10 protein-coding genes and 1 pseudogene are annotated in these 14,672 nt (G+C 35.2%); 5 read left to right on the forward strand and 6 right to left on the reverse strand.

The window, feature by feature from the left end; genetic code table 11:
* Positions 1-1,027: 1,027 nt before the first annotated feature.
* Both psb27 and recF read right to left on the reverse strand, forming a co-directional pair.
* Positions 1,028-1,426, reverse strand: coding sequence for a photosystem II protein Psb27 (gene psb27 / locus ACP6PM_RS26670; RefSeq protein ID WP_426589925.1), 399 nt, complete (start codon positions 1,424-1,426; stop codon positions 1,028-1,030).
* Between the two features lie 903 nt (positions 1,427-2,329).
* The gene (gene recF, locus ACP6PM_RS26675; protein ID WP_426589926.1) at positions 2,330-3,502 is read right to left on the reverse strand and encodes a DNA replication/repair protein RecF; all 1,173 of its coding nucleotides are present in this window, start codon (positions 3,500-3,502) and stop codon (positions 2,330-2,332) included.
* Between the two features lie 1,130 nt (positions 3,503-4,632).
* Between recF and fmt the strand changes: the two genes are divergently transcribed.
* Positions 4,633-5,640, forward strand: a complete 1,008-nt coding sequence (gene fmt, locus ACP6PM_RS26680; protein WP_426589927.1) for a methionyl-tRNA formyltransferase — start codon at positions 4,633-4,635, stop codon at positions 5,638-5,640.
* An 80-nt stretch (positions 5,641-5,720) separates the two neighbouring features.
* On the opposite strand, the gene ACP6PM_RS26685 is transcribed toward fmt, so the two are convergent.
* Positions 5,721-5,942: a DUF6464 family protein gene (locus ACP6PM_RS26685; protein ID WP_426589928.1), complete on the reverse strand. Its 222-nt coding sequence runs from the start codon at positions 5,940-5,942 to the stop codon at positions 5,721-5,723.
* Positions 5,943-7,028: 1,086 nt separating this feature from the next.
* Between ACP6PM_RS26685 and ACP6PM_RS26690 the strand changes: the two are divergent.
* Positions 7,029-7,661: pseudogene (locus ACP6PM_RS26690) on the forward strand (sulfite exporter TauE/SafE family protein).
* A 301-nt stretch (positions 7,662-7,962) separates the two neighbouring features.
* Here the strand turns inward: ACP6PM_RS26690 and lysS are convergent.
* The 3 genes from lysS to ACP6PM_RS26705 form a co-directional block, all read right to left on the reverse strand.
* A complete protein-coding gene (gene lysS / locus ACP6PM_RS26695; protein ID WP_426589929.1) occupies positions 7,963-9,108 on the reverse strand; it encodes a homocitrate synthase in 1,146 nt (381 codons plus the stop codon).
* A gap of 520 nt (positions 9,109-9,628) precedes the next feature.
* Positions 9,629-9,937, reverse strand: a complete 309-nt coding sequence (locus ACP6PM_RS26700; protein WP_426589930.1) for a hypothetical protein — start codon at positions 9,935-9,937, stop codon at positions 9,629-9,631.
* A 17-nt stretch (positions 9,938-9,954) separates the two neighbouring features.
* Positions 9,955-10,506, reverse strand: a complete 552-nt coding sequence (locus ACP6PM_RS26705; protein WP_426589931.1) for a DEAD/DEAH box helicase family protein — start codon at positions 10,504-10,506, stop codon at positions 9,955-9,957.
* A 407-nt stretch (positions 10,507-10,913) separates the two neighbouring features.
* On the opposite strand from ACP6PM_RS26705, the gene ACP6PM_RS26710 reads away from it, so the two are divergent.
* The 3 genes from ACP6PM_RS26710 to ACP6PM_RS26720 all read left to right on the forward strand — a co-directional run bounded on the left by ACP6PM_RS26710 (position 10,914) and on the right by ACP6PM_RS26720 (position 14,314).
* Positions 10,914-11,870, forward strand: coding sequence for an acetamidase/formamidase family protein (locus ACP6PM_RS26710; RefSeq protein WP_426589932.1), 957 nt, complete (start codon positions 10,914-10,916; stop codon positions 11,868-11,870).
* 512 nt (positions 11,871-12,382) lie between these two features.
* Positions 12,383-12,634 carry a hypothetical protein gene (locus ACP6PM_RS26715; RefSeq protein WP_426589933.1) on the forward strand — a complete coding sequence of 84 codons (252 nt, stop codon included), beginning with the start codon at positions 12,383-12,385 and terminating at the stop codon, positions 12,632-12,634.
* A gap of 6 nt (positions 12,635-12,640) precedes the next feature.
* Positions 12,641-14,314 (forward strand): heavy metal translocating P-type ATPase, encoded by a 1,674-nt coding sequence (locus tag ACP6PM_RS26720; protein ID WP_426589934.1) that lies wholly within the window; start codon positions 12,641-12,643, stop codon positions 14,312-14,314.
* Positions 14,315-14,672: the final 358 nt, after the last annotated feature.

Genomic DNA, 14,672 nt, shown 5'->3' on the forward strand with positions numbered 1-14,672 from the left:
ATGCGCGAAAAGACTTGACTACCATAATTATATAGCTATCAAATGGGTTCTATAATAGTGTAAGTTTGGTTTTCAGCAGTCGCCGACATGAAAAGCTGCGCGATATGTTTGCGCTAGCATTCCGTTAGGAAAAAGCAGCAGCGCAACCCAAAAAAGCCTTACTTAGGATAAGACAAATAAAATCTAGTTGAACAGCCATAATTAAAATAACTATCTTTTCATAGTCTATGGTTAGTTCAACTAGAGGGGAGCAATATAGATATCACTTTAGATTTTTATGCAAAATCTGTTTAATTTAGGTCTAGTTTTTTTGTATTCAAATGTTGAGGCAGTTAAGTTTTGACATCCTCCCGACGCTGCTCTAAGAGACAGCGCGGGATTCCTAACCATCGCGCTCTTAGGGCTTTCTGCTGCCTCTTGCAGAGAAGATACGCTTTTCATGTCGCGTTTGCGTTAGCATGACCTAGGAAAGCGAAACAATGCACCAACCTCTAAGTCGAGCCTCTTTCCAGTATAAAGGTACACTCCTAAAGACTTGTTAGCGCGATATTGGGGGTCTCCCCCATGAGAGACTGGCGCTGACACTGCTAGCCCAGCAGCCTTAATTTAACAACTACTATAGCACACGCTTTGGGAAAACCGCAACATTGATTGCTTTTCATCCATCCCCACTAACCCCCTTTCAAAGGGGGGAACAAAAGGGGAGATGGAGAGCGCTGGTCTTCAAGCAACGTTTAGATAAGTAGTCAGACAAAGTTAAACTTAACTGTGGAGCTAGGAAACAGCGATTACTGGAAAAATTTAACAGTTTGCGGGTTTCGGCTTTATTAATCCTTCTTAACACAGTGGTATTTATTTATGTCCAGGTACTTAGTCAAAACTAACCTGTTAATTCATAAATTACTTTTTTGTTATTTGCATATATTCTCAGAGCAGTTGAAAAATCTTTTCTCTGGTGAATATAAAAATAACTAATTGTGAGATAGAAAATAAAGATTTTGAATTTTCTCTTACTTCTAAATAAAAATTATACCCCACGCTTTAAAGCAAGTTCTACTTGTCTAAACTCTTGTTCTAAACGTTTCTTCAATTTCTCAGGCACAGGGCGATTTGGATAAGAACTATAATGTCCTGCTAAAGAATTCAGAGCAGTTCGCATTGTGGTAAATGATGGTAGATTAGCAACAGAATTATCACGACGATAGCGAGAGGCATAGTCATTAATTGTTTGACGTGCTATTGCTTGAGCTTCACTCTTAGTTTCTGTATTTTCTGGTAACTCAATAGCTGTTCTTAAGCTATTGATTAAGCTTAATGTATCTTCCGAATAATTTCCACTTAAAGTTGGGGGATTATTAGAACAACCCATCAAACCTATAGCACAAACTAAAACTAAGGCTAATAAACGAGAAATAAAACGTTTCATGGAACTTTTTTAGTATGGTATCTGATTTGTTATTGATTATTTGATAGTTTAGCTTAACTTGGAATTTTAGTATAGTTATACCGCTACGCGGAAGGCAAAAGGCAAAAATCAAAAGGCAAAAGTTACTTCTGACTGAGTTTTCGGTGCGGAAATCCTTCACAAACAGGATTTACCAATGTCCTAACCAATCAGCCTAGTGCTATACTAAGAAAATTTTCATTACTACAGTTTTTCTTTTTTGTCAAATGAAGGTAAGGCAGAAGGGTTAGAGATGAATTTGAAAAAGAGTTATCCTGTATCGTAATAGTAGAAGATATATATTTTTGGCATTACTGAATTAAGGTATGAAAGTAAGTTTATAGGTAATAGACATCTCCGGAAAAGAGGGAACAAGGAACACTTAACAGGGAACACTTAACCCACCCCTAACCCCTCCTGGGAGGGGAGTAATTGATAATTTCTGGATGAGAATTGATTTGATTTTTAATTTTCACCAGATGTCTAATAAGGAATAGGGAATAGGGAATAGGGGACAGTTAATATTAATAAGTAGTTCAAACAATCCCAAATTATCAAATCATACCGTGTTTCAGCAACACCATATTTTTTAATTTTTTCCCAAACTTCTCACACTCTCTCTACAATTACCATGCCACCACCTGAAAAAGATACTTTACCGGATAATTAATAATTAAATAATTAAATAATTAAATAATTAAACAGTTTAGGTTAAAAGCCTCCCCTTTCAAGGGGAAAACAAAGACAATATTCCTTATATTCAATTCCCGTACGGTTAAAACCCGAGGTAATTATCAATTATCGATTATCCATTATCCATTAATGAACTCCCCATCTCCCCACACTCTCCACACTCCCCACACTCTCTTCCCTACTCCCTATTCCCTAAAAATCAAAGAAATCACTAATCTTCCCCGACTGTACCGAAAGAATTTGAGTATCCTGTAACCACTGACCATCAAAACATCCCAAATGAGTAGTAGTAATCAAAGTTTGAAAACGATTAGTAATTGCTTCTAACAATTGATTTTGTCGATGCAAATCTAATTCAGCCAAAACGTCATCTAACAACAACAAAGGGGGTTCCTGTACCACCTGCTCAATAAGTTGCAATTCAGCTAACTTCAAAGCTAATACTAAAGTGCGCTGTTGACCCTGAGAACCATATTGTCGCGCAGGAGTATCATTAATACTAAAAGTTACATCATCTCTATGAGGACCTACCACTGTAGTACCTTGATATTGTTCGGCGATCGCCCGTGCTTTGATTTTCTCTAAAAAAGTCTGACGCACTCCCTCCAAACTATCGTGAATAATTAACTCTTTACTATCAACAGTTACATTTGCTAAATATTCCATTTGTAAAATTTCCTTACTGCCACTAATAGCACGATGCCATTCAGTGGCCAAAGGTGCCAATCTCTGCAAAAGTCGCTGTCGTCGCCGAATTACTCGCGCTCCAGTAGTTGCCAACTGAGCATCCCACAAAGCTAACTCTTGAGCAGGAATAGAATGTAGCGAACCAAGACTTTCTGCTGCTATCTTTTGCTGGCGGATTTTCTTTAACAAAGCATTTCGCTGACGGAGAATTTGATTATACTGTTGGAGAATGTGAGCGTATACAGGTTCGAGTTGCACCAACAGTCGGTCTAACCAATGACGACGAACTTCCGGTCCACCTCTAACCAAATCTAAATCTAGACTAGAAAACTGAACCACATTCAGAATGCTTAAAAAGTCTAAATGGCGACGTAAAGTTTCACCGTTAACTGCTACAGTACGTCTACCTTGACTCCGCAGAGTTAAAGTTAGATCGATATTTCCCAGTTGTCTTTCTAAAGATGCTTGAATTTGACCTGCTGGTTTACCATCTAGGATTAAATCGCGATCGCGATTTGCTCGGTGAGACTTAAGAGTAGAAAGTAATTCTACTGACTCTAGTAGATTAGATTTTCCTTGAGCATTATCTCCTACCAAAATTGTTTTGGCAGCATCAAATTTAACTTTCTGGTCTCGGTAGTTCCGAAACTGTCGTAAATGTAAATGTCTCAGGTACATATTCAGAAGGAAGAGGTGAAGAAGGAAGAAGGAAGAAAACGATAATTTTTGAATATTCAGGAAAGGAGTTATGTTAATAAACATAGGCATGGAAAAGATATATATTTTTAGCTGGACCGACTCCAGAAGGCAAAATGAAAGAATCAAAATGGAAGATATTTTTAGAAAAAAGGTACGAAAAATGATTTACTTGGTGACTTTTACAACCCTATCCAATGGTTAAAGAAAAGGCTTGTTTATTTTCTGTAGATGTCTAATGACTACAGACATGATATTTTTTACCTTAAATATTACTTAGGAGCAATATAAAAATAGGTTGTACAAATTTCATCTCAAATGAATTGTAAAATCTAGCTTCCATAAAAAAACTGTTCAGGTTATTTTTAGACGAGTTCTTATATATAGCACTATAATATTGGGCGTTTGTAAATAAAAGTATGATTTTACAGTCCTCACTCCTCAGTCCTCAGTCCTCAGGAGTTATACCATTTCACAGAATTCTGAATGGGCGAATTCAGAATTCTGAAGTTAGATTGGATCGGCTAAAAACTTTTACAAGAGAAAGGTTTGAGGCAATTATTTGACATTTAAAGTTTGAAACTATTTGTGACATCTTTAAAGTGAATTGGTATTAGAAAGCAGCTTTTTCCACGTCAGTTAAAGGGTAAATAGGTCTGAAAATCATATTATAAATTTGGGGTTGGTAAATCACAGAATGAAATTTGTAGGGAGAATCCCCCAATAGACATAGGCGTGAAAATCAAAAATAAAATCAATTATTATCCATAAATTATCAATTACTCCCCTCCCAGGAGGGGTTAGGGGTGGGTTAAGTGTTCCCTGTTCCTAGTTAAGTGTTCCTTCTTTTCTGGAGATGTCTAATGATTAACCGGGTTAGGTACGGGGCGCTACCACAAAAAATAAATCATCCCATCAATTACCAACGCCTCATATTGTATTATTGCTACTGGAAGGGAGTGGCAGGAAGCAATCTTATTATTCTCAGGGGATTGAAACTTATTATCTCTCTGAGCATTACTACAATGTCTTAGTTTTTAGGAATAAGTTACCAATCATAATTATACTAGACTTATCTATAACTTTCCTTAATTCCTTAATTCCTTATTCCTATGAAAATAATATTTTTTGGCACACCTCTATTTGCTGTTGCTACTCTAGAAAAATTATTAGCTCACCCAGAAATTGAAGTTGTTGCAGTTGTCACCCAACCCGATAAAAGACGCGGGCGAGGCAATAAACTCATTCCATCTCCTGTTAAGTCACTGGCAGTTGCTCATAATATCCCTGTCTGGCAACCGCGCCGAGTTAAAAAAAATGCTGAAACTCTCAATTTATTAAGACAAACACAAGCGGATGTATTTGTCGTAGTTGCTTATGGACAAATCTTATCTTCTGAAATTTTGGATATGCCAAAGTTGGGTTGTGTGAATGTTCATGGTTCGATTTTGCCAAAATATCGTGGTGCTGCTCCTATTCAGTGGTCTATTTATCATGGCGAGATGAAAACGGGAAATACTACGATGTTGATGGATGTGGGAATGGATACTGGTCCAATGTTGTTGAAGAGTGTGACTCCTATTGGTTTGTTGGATAATGCTGTATCCATAGCAGAAATTTTGGCAAAGGATGGGGCAGATTTATTACTGGAAACTTTGTGGAAGTTGGAGAAAAGAGAAATTGAACCTATTCCTCAAGATAATTCTCTGGCAACTTACGCTCCACTGATTCAAAATTCTGATTATCAAATTGATTGGTCGAGGAGCGCTTTGGATATTCACAACCAAGTCAGAGGATTTTTTCCTAATTGCTTTACCAGTTTTAGGAGTCAGTCTTTGAAGGTAATGGCGACTATGCCTGTAGGAGCTGAATATTGGTCGGAATTGCCTCCGGAATTACAGAAGTTGGAAAAGGTTTGGTCTTCTGAATCTGAGGTTGTTGGAAATATCGGGGAGGTTGTCAAAGTAATTAAGGGTTTAGGACCTGTGGTGCAAACTGGTGCTGGTTGGTTGTTGTTGTGGCAGGTACAGTTGGCTGGGAAGAAGGCGGTTTCTGGTTGGGATTTGGCTAATGGTACTCGTTTGGCAGTAGGAGAAGTTATTGGGGGAGTGGGGGAGTAGGAGAGTAGGAGAGTGGGGGAGTGGGGGAGTAGGGGAGTGGGGGAGAAATTATTCACCCTTTCTGCTTCTGACTTCGTAACTTAACTTTGATAATAAGGGCAGCGATCGCATAGACCTTCTGGATTTACTGCACAACGAATTAATTCTGAGTGAGCATTATAGTGACAGGTTATATCACCTATTATCAAACGTCCATTTACCAAAGTTCGGTCTGGAGGTTGTGAGACTGATTGGACATAGATAACAATTTTATAGAGTTTGTAGCGACCTGATTTTAATTGATACCGATGGCGACGTTCCAAAACAGTATAGGTTTTGTCTTGAAATTCGGCATTGCTGAATCAAGGGATGAATCTTTGCAGAAAAGGTAATCCTTCTTGTACTTCCTCTTTCTCCAAACCTACAATTCATCCCGTAAATATGCAACGCCTGAAATTCTAAATAGTTACCAGGTTGGGGTATCCACTCTAGATGAATACTTCCTAGAGTTTGCCGGGGATGGGTGAGTATTATTTCTCTTGCGAGGGAATCTGGAACCATTTTTATGTGTATTGCAGACAACATTTGTCATAATAGCGTTGGGAAATGTCTGATGTTTGATTTGGTTTAGATTGTATTAATATACAATCGGATTATTGGGTTAGTAGTAATGTTAAAATTTGCTGAGATAATCTAGTTTTTGTGTCAAAATTTACTATTTTAAAAAAAATTTATAGTAATAGGTAAATTTTAAGTTATGCAGAGCAAAAAATTAATATTTTTATCACACCAGAGGTAGTTTTTACAACTTTCAAAGTTGTGGAGATGAACCTCTAGTCTTGTTACGAGTTGGTGCAGAAAAAGAAAAAATTCCAGTTAATCGTATCGGTGTTGATGGCAATTAATTACCAGGAAAATCCAAGGAAAATAAACATGAAGATGGTGTGCCAATAGAAGGATTATATTATGAATAGCTACTTTCTGAAAGAGGAAGGTTAATCAAGTTTTTCCTTGATTAATGCTGTTGATAATTTGTTCTATAGAAACTACTAAGTAGGTGGGTTTAATTATCCGTAAAATAGCGACGAAGATTCAAAACATTGAAATCCTTTTAAAAAGTGCTTGATGGCTTTATTTTATGATTTTTCGTTTTAACGTTTATTTATCCCCAAATACTTAAATTGACTCAATGTTTCTATCGGTAGATTCTGGAGAATATTATTTAATTTTAGCTGCTCTGGGAAATTTAAAATCCCAAAATCAAGCTGAAAAAATTGCAGTAAAAAATTATAAGTTATAAAATAATATGACCTATGTGTGGTTAACATTAGCAAGTATTTTGGGATGGTTTGTCAGTACCCTAGCAGGTGGGGGTAGTTCATTTCTCTTAATCCCAATAGTTGGTTTTTTTGGGAACTATAGCCATCCCACCAATTATTACAACTGGAGCAATTCTTGGTAACGCCGAACGTGCTGTTGCTGATCGACAAAAAATTAATTGGACAGTTATTTGTTGGGAACTACCTGGTGCTATTATTGGTGGTTGTTTAGGGGCTTTTCTGTTGACCCAAATTCCCGTGAGATGGCTGAGTTTTTTCGTAGGATTATTTCTATTTATCTCTGGGATAAATTTAATTCTTAAGAATCAAGAAAAATCTTTTACTGTTCGTGCATAGTATTTTCTGCCTGTAGGTTTTATTTATTCATTTTTGTCAGGGATTATTGGTAGTATGGGACCTTTACTTGCACCATTTTACCTAAATTATGGTTTAGAAAAAGAAGAATTATTAGGTACTCAAGCAGTTAACCGGATAGTAGTTCATATTGTTAAGGCAATCACTTATGCAATTTTTGGTAATTTAACTTTGTCTTATTTGGGATATGGGATACTCATAGGAATAGCTGCTTTTCCGGGAAATTGGTTGGGTCATTTAGTATTAGAAAAAATTAGTCCTCAACTATTCCGTCAGTTAGTAATTACTTTTGTGATTTTCAGTGGTGTTTTTATTCTATGGGAACAAAGGAGTCTGTTAATACTTTAGGTATAGCTATTCTCTTTCATCAGTAGTAAAAAGCAATTCTCCTAAATCTACCTTATACCGTTTCATAATAATCAAAGGTAAGATAGTATTGCCTGAAAACTTTCAATCAATACCGTCAAGATACTATTCTAAAATTATTTCAGGTAATTATTTTACACAATTAGCGTGAAATTATTAGCGATTTTATTTAAGTGAATTAGCATGAAAAAGAGGGATTTTAAGTTGAGTAATTTACTTGAATCTCTTGTAAAGTGCTACAAGTTTGGTAATTATATTCACCCAAAATATTCACCCAAAAAATTTAACCAATATTTTGGTGGTACGAAAATAAAATTTCATCGACATTTTCTAATGTAACTTTTTCCCTGTCTGCTAAATTTTTAATTGTCTGAGTAATAGCTTGAATCTGAAAACTTTCTAGATTTAGACCTAGTTGATGAGCGCGATGTGCAATACCATTTTTGCCTGTTAGTTTGTGATTAATTAAAATTGACCGATTCAAATCAAAATCACTGGGATTTATTGGTTCATAAGTTCTAGAATTATTCAGAATTGCTTTAGTATGAACTCCAGCTTTATGATTAAAAGCAGCTTCCCCAATAATACAATGATCGAAGGGAATAGAAACTCCTATTTTTTCCGCTACTAATTGATTTAATTTATGAAGATAAGATAGAGAATATTTTCGATTTAAAGTTTCTGGATCAAGGGTATAAAGACGAGCAATTAATCCAGCTAAAGGAGTAATACCATTACGTTCACCAATGCCTAAAACACTTGTATCAATATGAGTTACTCCTGCTTCAAAAGCAGCAAAACTATTAGCAATAGCACAACCTGTATCATTATGACCGTGAAATTCTATATCTTCAGAAAAGCATTGTCTCATCTCTTGAATTAATTGATAAACTTGATGGGGAGTGGCTATACCTACTGTATCAGCCACCCCAAAACGATTGACAATTCCTAATTTATTAATTGCTAAATAAACTCGCAGTAAATCTGATAGGGAACTACGAAAAGAATCTTCTGTGGAAAAACGCAATTCTATTTGGGGATTTTGTTGATGAATAAAAGTAATAACTTCTGTAGCTATATCAATAATCTCATCAATACTTTTACCATGACCAAATTGACGTAAAAGTTTAGATGTACCCATAAATAGATTAATACCATCTACACCTGTATCTAGGGCGATTTTTGCATCTTCAAGATGGCAGCGAATATGGGTGAGAACTTTAGCTTGCAAACCTAACTGAGCTAAGTTTTTACAATCTTGATAAGATTGAGGGGAAACAGTTGGAGATGTTACTTCAATATATTCTACTCCAAATTGATCGAGTCCTCTAGCAATTTCAACTTTATCTCCTGTAGAAAAATTTGACTTAAAAAATTGTTCTCCTTCTCGGAGAGTAGAATCAACTATCGCTAGTTTACTTAATAACATTTTTTTAGTTTAGGTATAATTCCATAATTTTTAGATAAACATATTATAGGGATGATTGTTAGTATGATTAATTACAATTTATTTTCAATAAAATGCTACATATTAAAATAGTTTAAGATATTTTAAGTTATTTTTGAATTTAGCAATCTTTGATGAAAAATTTTAATTCACAAATACCACAAATACAAGGAATAAGGAATAAGTAAAAATAGTTAAAGCAGCTCTCAGGAATTTTTAATGACAAACTTAAACTCACAAATAGAAGGAATAAGTAAAAATAGTTAAAGCAGGTCTATTATATCCCACATTCCGCACTTCAAATTGTCTTATAACAAGTTACAGGAAATTCATCTGTTTAATTAAGTAGAATTACTTATGGTGTTTGGTAACTGTCAAGTGAGATCATAATATGGGTTATAAACTGAGAAATGGTATTGAAGCTATTCATTCTGACTCCTGAGTTCTGAGTTCCCCTCCTGGGAAGGGTTAGGGGTGGGTTTACTCCTAAAAACTCCCCTAGCTATTTGTAGCAAACATTTATCACATTGGTATTACCTATATCTAATATATTTAATAACTTTTGAGCTATTTGTTGAGGTGTAAACTTAGTAGTGTCTAAAAGTAAAGTCTGCTGAGGAGCGATCGCCTGTAAAGCGATTTTTGTTGCCTCCGAATCGTAGTTTATATTCTCTTCAACCAGGATTTTTAGTCTTTGACTAACTTCTGTATGTTGGTAGATTCCTGTTTTAATTCCAGTGAAAATTTCTTGTGCTTCAGCAAAGGTAAATAAACTAGAAGCTTCAGGTATACCTAAAGCAGAAAAACTCATATTTTTTTGTCGATCAACTACTGAATATTCTGAATATTTTGTGATTTTTTGAAAGCATAATATCGAGTAAAAAGTCGTTTTAAACGTACTGATAATGGAGCAGATAAGAGCACAAATTTTGCTTTTTTCAAAGTTTTAGCACCATAATTAACTTCATTTTGCCCCCTTAAAAAATCGAAAATTAGTGGATAATTAATTGTATGAGAATTAATTTGTAATTGAGTCAAAATATTACCCATACCGCTAGGAAATTGTTTTTGATATTGACGAGTATATTTAAACCGCTCTAGACGACAAATTGTTTCAATTTTATTTCCATTTATAGCTGCAATATAAGGAATAATTAATTCTGTTGTCAGAGTGCGTCGATTGGGAAGTAGGGTAAAATTTAACCCTGATTTAGTTAATGTATTCATCATTGTAGTTTTACCTACTCCTGTTAAACCTACAATAATAATTAGGTGTTCATTTCTGGTAGAAATCAAATCTTTTTCTGAAGGAACACCAATAGCAATTCCCGGTTGTAGCTGTTTAAAATTTTGATTAGGTTTAGTTATAGTTTGCATCATTTTACTTAAACTTATTGAAATTTGAAATTTTTTAATTGAAGTCAGTATATCTTATAAATAGGGAATAGGGAGTAGGGAATAGAAAAGAAGAAAAACAACTGTACCTGAGTAACTTGAGAAACACTATAGGTGAATCTTAAAGTTAAATAAAATAGGAAGTAAGGAATGGGGAATAGAGAAAAACAAATGTACTTCAGTAACTTGAGAAACACTATTTTAGCTAAGAAAGAATTGGTTAAGCATAGACTGATGATAAATCTTAGACAGTGAAAATGTTTTTCCAACTGTTCCCTGTTCCCTATTCCCTATTCCCTATTCCCTATTCTCTATTCCCTATTCCCTATTCCCTGTTCCCTGTTCCCTATTCCCTGTTCCCTACTTATAGATAAATATTAAAATCAAATAAAATGAGTCATCACATTTTAAAAGCTAACTGTAAAACTGTTCATTTAGGAGGATTCTCACATCAATTGGAACCAGCATTAATAATTAATTCTGGCGATCGTGTCGATGTAGAAACTTATACGGGTTATTATCTTTATGACCAAGCACCTGAAGATTTTTTTACTCCAGAATTTCTGGAAATTTGTCATAATTTACCAGCAGAAAAAAAAGTCGGTCTTGGTCCTCATTTATTAACCGGACCGATATATATTAATGATGCTCAACCGGGAGATGTATTAGAAATTATTCTGGAAAATATTTACCCTAGTTTAGGGATGGGATTTAATTCTATTCGTCGGGGTTGGGGAGCATTACCGGAAGAATTTACGGAAGCAAAACTAAATTTTATTCGATTAGATTTAGAGAAAAAATTTGCAGAGTTTCCTCCTAATAGCGGGATAAAAATTCCTCTTCAACCATTCTTTGGAATTTTGGGAGTTGCGACAGAACATACTCGGCGTTCTTCTATTCCTCCTGGTAGTTATGGAGGTAATATTGATTGTCGAGAATTGCAAGTTGGTTCGCGAATATTTTTACCTGTTTTTGTGCCGGGGGGTTTATTTTCTATTGGGGATGGTCATTCTGCGCAGGGAGATGGAGAGATAAATGTAACAGCGATTGAAACTTCAATGAATGGTACTATTCAGATTAAATTGAGAAAAGATTTACAAATAAGTTTTCCTATGGCAGAAACTTCTACTGATATTATTTCTTTTGGATTTGGCAAGACTTTAGATGCTGCTTTTGAATTAGCTTTAAAACAAATGATTAGTTGGTTAGAAAAATTTTTTGGGTTGAGTGCTGAAGATGCTTATATTTTGTGTTCTCTTGCAGTGAATTTTCATATTACTCAAGTTGTAAATAATCCTCAAAAGGGAGTACATGGAATGTTGCCAAAATCTATATTACCGAAGGAATAGGAGTTAGAAGTCAGAAGGCGCGAAGTTAAATGCGCAGCACGGACTAAATTTGAGAGGAGCGAGAATGCTCTAATACTAAGCGTAATAAATGTTTGTTAGAAATGTTAGGGACGTTGCATCCAACTTCCCTACGGAATAAAGCTTTAGTTATCTAGCACTGAAAACATGAGTAAATTCTGTACGTCGCCAATCCGACAGCTCCCCTACCTGATTTATGACTTCTGATTCCTAACTACCACCAAAATATTACAAATGAAATAGGATTGCTATATACGTTAATTTTGAATGTAATTGATTATAACTAGACAGTGGGAAGTTCTTTAGAATAACTATTCTAGCTAAGGCTTTCAGCAACTCATGCTTAGAAACTCTCCATCCAGACCTGTAGATGCTGTAAGACTTTTCCAGTAATACTTTCAGTCTTGAAAGCAAGTCTTTTTTTAGAAGAACTTTTTACTCTCCAGTGATTATAATATTTATCGTAAAAATCATATGACTTGAGGAACAAAAAAATGGGTAATCATAATCATTCTCATTGTTGTAGCTGTCACCATGAAGAAAATCATAATCATACTAATCAACCTACCCAATATTCAACTTTAAAACAGGAAATTTTACCTTTACTTCCAGTCGCAATTATCTATATATTAGGTCTAGTTTTCTATCAACAATTACAAAATACTGTATATGGAATAGGAAAATATATAGTGTTTATTCCCATCTATATATATAGTGGATGGAGGGTACTTTCCAGCGCTGGGTAAAATATTTTGAAAGGCAGAATATTTGATGAAAATTTTTTAATGACTGTGGCAACATTAGCAGCGATCGCTATTGATAAATTACCGGAGGCAGTGGCAGTAATGTTGTTTTATCAAATTGGAGAAACATTTCAGGAATATTCTGTCAAACGTTCCCGTAATTCTATCAAGTCATTATTAGAAGTTCGCCCCGATTATGCAAATTTAAAAATTGATGATTCTCTGGAAAAAGTATCTCCAGAAATAGTAGAAGTTGGCAGTGAAATAGTAGTTAAACCAGGAGAAAAAATTCCCTTAGATGGTGAAATTGTCTCTGGCAATTCTCAAGTTGATACTTCGGCTTTAACTGGAGAATCAATACCTAAATTTTTCACAGTTGGGCAAACAATATTAGCAGGAATGGTTAATCAAACGGGATTATTAACAATTCGCGTTACTAAACCTTTTAGCGAGTCATCAATTGCTCGAATTTTAGAATTAGTTGAAACTGCTAAAACTAAGAAATCTAAAACCGAAAGATTTATGACAACTTTTGCCAAATACTATACTCCAGTGGTTGTCTTTATTTCTTTGACGATCGCTCTTTTGCCTCCTCTATTTATCTCTGGTGCGACTCATGCAGATTGGATAAATCGAGCATTAATTGTATTAGTAGTTTCCTGTCCTTGTGGATTAGTAATTAGTATTCCTTTGGGTTACTTCGGTGGAGTTGGTGGAGCTGCAAAACGAGGAATTTTAGTCAAAGGTTCGACATTTTTAGATGATTTAGCTGCTATTAAAACTGTGGTTTTTGATAAAACTGGAACTTTAACAGAAGGTAAACTTCAGGTGACAGACATTGTGACCAAAAATGGCTTGACTAAACCAGAATTAATGGAAGTGGCAGCCAAAGTTGAATCTTTATCAAATCATCCTATTGCTCAAGCAGTTTCTAAATATAATTCCAACAAAATAGATAATTCTGATGTCTCAGAATATCAAGAAATTGCCGGATGTGGAATTAAGGCAAAGGTTGGGAATAAAACAGTTATTGCCGGAGGCGATCGCCTATTACATTTAGAAGATATTCAACACGATATTTGTGATGTTGGAGATACGGCAGTTCATTTAGCAGTCGATAGTAAATATGTTGGTTATATTACAATTTCTGACCAAATTAAATTAGATGCTGCTCAGGCAATTAAATCTTTGAAAAATTTGGGTGTGGAAAAAACTGTAATGTTAACTGGAGATAATCAAACTGTTGCTCAACGTGTGGCAAAAAATCTGGGTTTAGATGATTATCAAGCGGAATTATTGCCAGAAGATAAAGTTACTACCATTGAAAAATTACTCCATCAAAATAATGGAAAAGTTGCTTTTGTTGGAGATGGAATTAATGATGCTCCGGTTATTACTCGCGCTGATGTTGGTATGGCGATGGGTAGTATGGGTTCCGATGCGGCAATTGAAACTGCAGATGTTGTTATTATGACGGATGCTCCTTCTAAGGTTGCCGAAGCAATAAAAGTTGGCAGGAAAACTCGTCGTATTGTTTGGCAGAATATTGGTTTTGCTTTGGGAGTGAAAAGTTTGTTTATTTTGTTGGGGATATTCGGGTTGGCAAATATTTGGGAAGCAGTATTTGCAGATGTAGGTGTGGCATTGATTGCAATCTTTAATTCTAGTCGAGCACTGACTTAATCAAAGAATAACGATATTTTTTTACTATTCATCTCCTCTGGCTCTGGCGGGGTACTTCAGAAAATGTATTAACTCTAGCTCCAGAAGTAATAGTCGAAATTTTTGACGATTCATCTGTTCTAGCGGAGTCTTCAGAAAATGTATTAACTCTAGCTCCAGAAGTAATAGTCGAAATTTTTGACGATTCATCTGTTCTAGCGGAGTCTTCAGAAAAAGTATTAACTCTGGCTCCAGAAGTAATACTCAGAAAATTTCACGATTCATCTGTTCTGGTGGAGTCTTCAGAAAAAGTATTAACTCTGGCTCCAGAAGTAATACTCAGAAAATTTCACGATTCATCTGTTCTGGCGGGGTGCTT

Origin of the sequence: Dapis brunnea BLCC-M229, from assembly GCF_050015995.1 — a bacterium.
Classification (GTDB): Bacteria; Cyanobacteriota; Cyanobacteriia; order Cyanobacteriales; family Microcoleaceae; genus Trichodesmium.

What these genes read in the sequence shown, in the direction of transcription:
- ACP6PM_RS26710 (WP_426589932.1), top strand. Translation starts at nt 10,914, where the DNA reads ATGAGTCATCACATTTTAAAAGCTAACTGTAAAACTGTTCATTTAGGA.
- lysS (WP_426589929.1), bottom strand. Translation starts at nt 9,108, where the DNA reads ATGTTATTAAGTAAACTAGCGATAGTTGATTCTACTCTCCGAGAAGGA.
- recF (WP_426589926.1), bottom strand. Translation starts at nt 3,502, where the DNA reads ATGTACCTGAGACATTTACATTTACGACAGTTTCGGAACTACCGAGAC.
- ACP6PM_RS26715 (WP_426589933.1), top strand. Translation starts at nt 12,383, where the DNA reads ATGGGTAATCATAATCATTCTCATTGTTGTAGCTGTCACCATGAAGAA.
- psb27 (WP_426589925.1), bottom strand. Translation starts at nt 1,426, where the DNA reads ATGAAACGTTTTATTTCTCGTTTATTAGCCTTAGTTTTAGTTTGTGCT.
- ACP6PM_RS26705 (WP_426589931.1), bottom strand. Translation starts at nt 10,506, where the DNA reads ATGATGCAAACTATAACTAAACCTAATCAAAATTTTAAACAGCTACAA.
- fmt (WP_426589927.1), top strand. Translation starts at nt 4,633, where the DNA reads ATGAAAATAATATTTTTTGGCACACCTCTATTTGCTGTTGCTACTCTA.
- ACP6PM_RS26700 (WP_426589930.1), bottom strand. Translation starts at nt 9,937, where the DNA reads ATGAGTTTTTCTGCTTTAGGTATACCTGAAGCTTCTAGTTTATTTACC.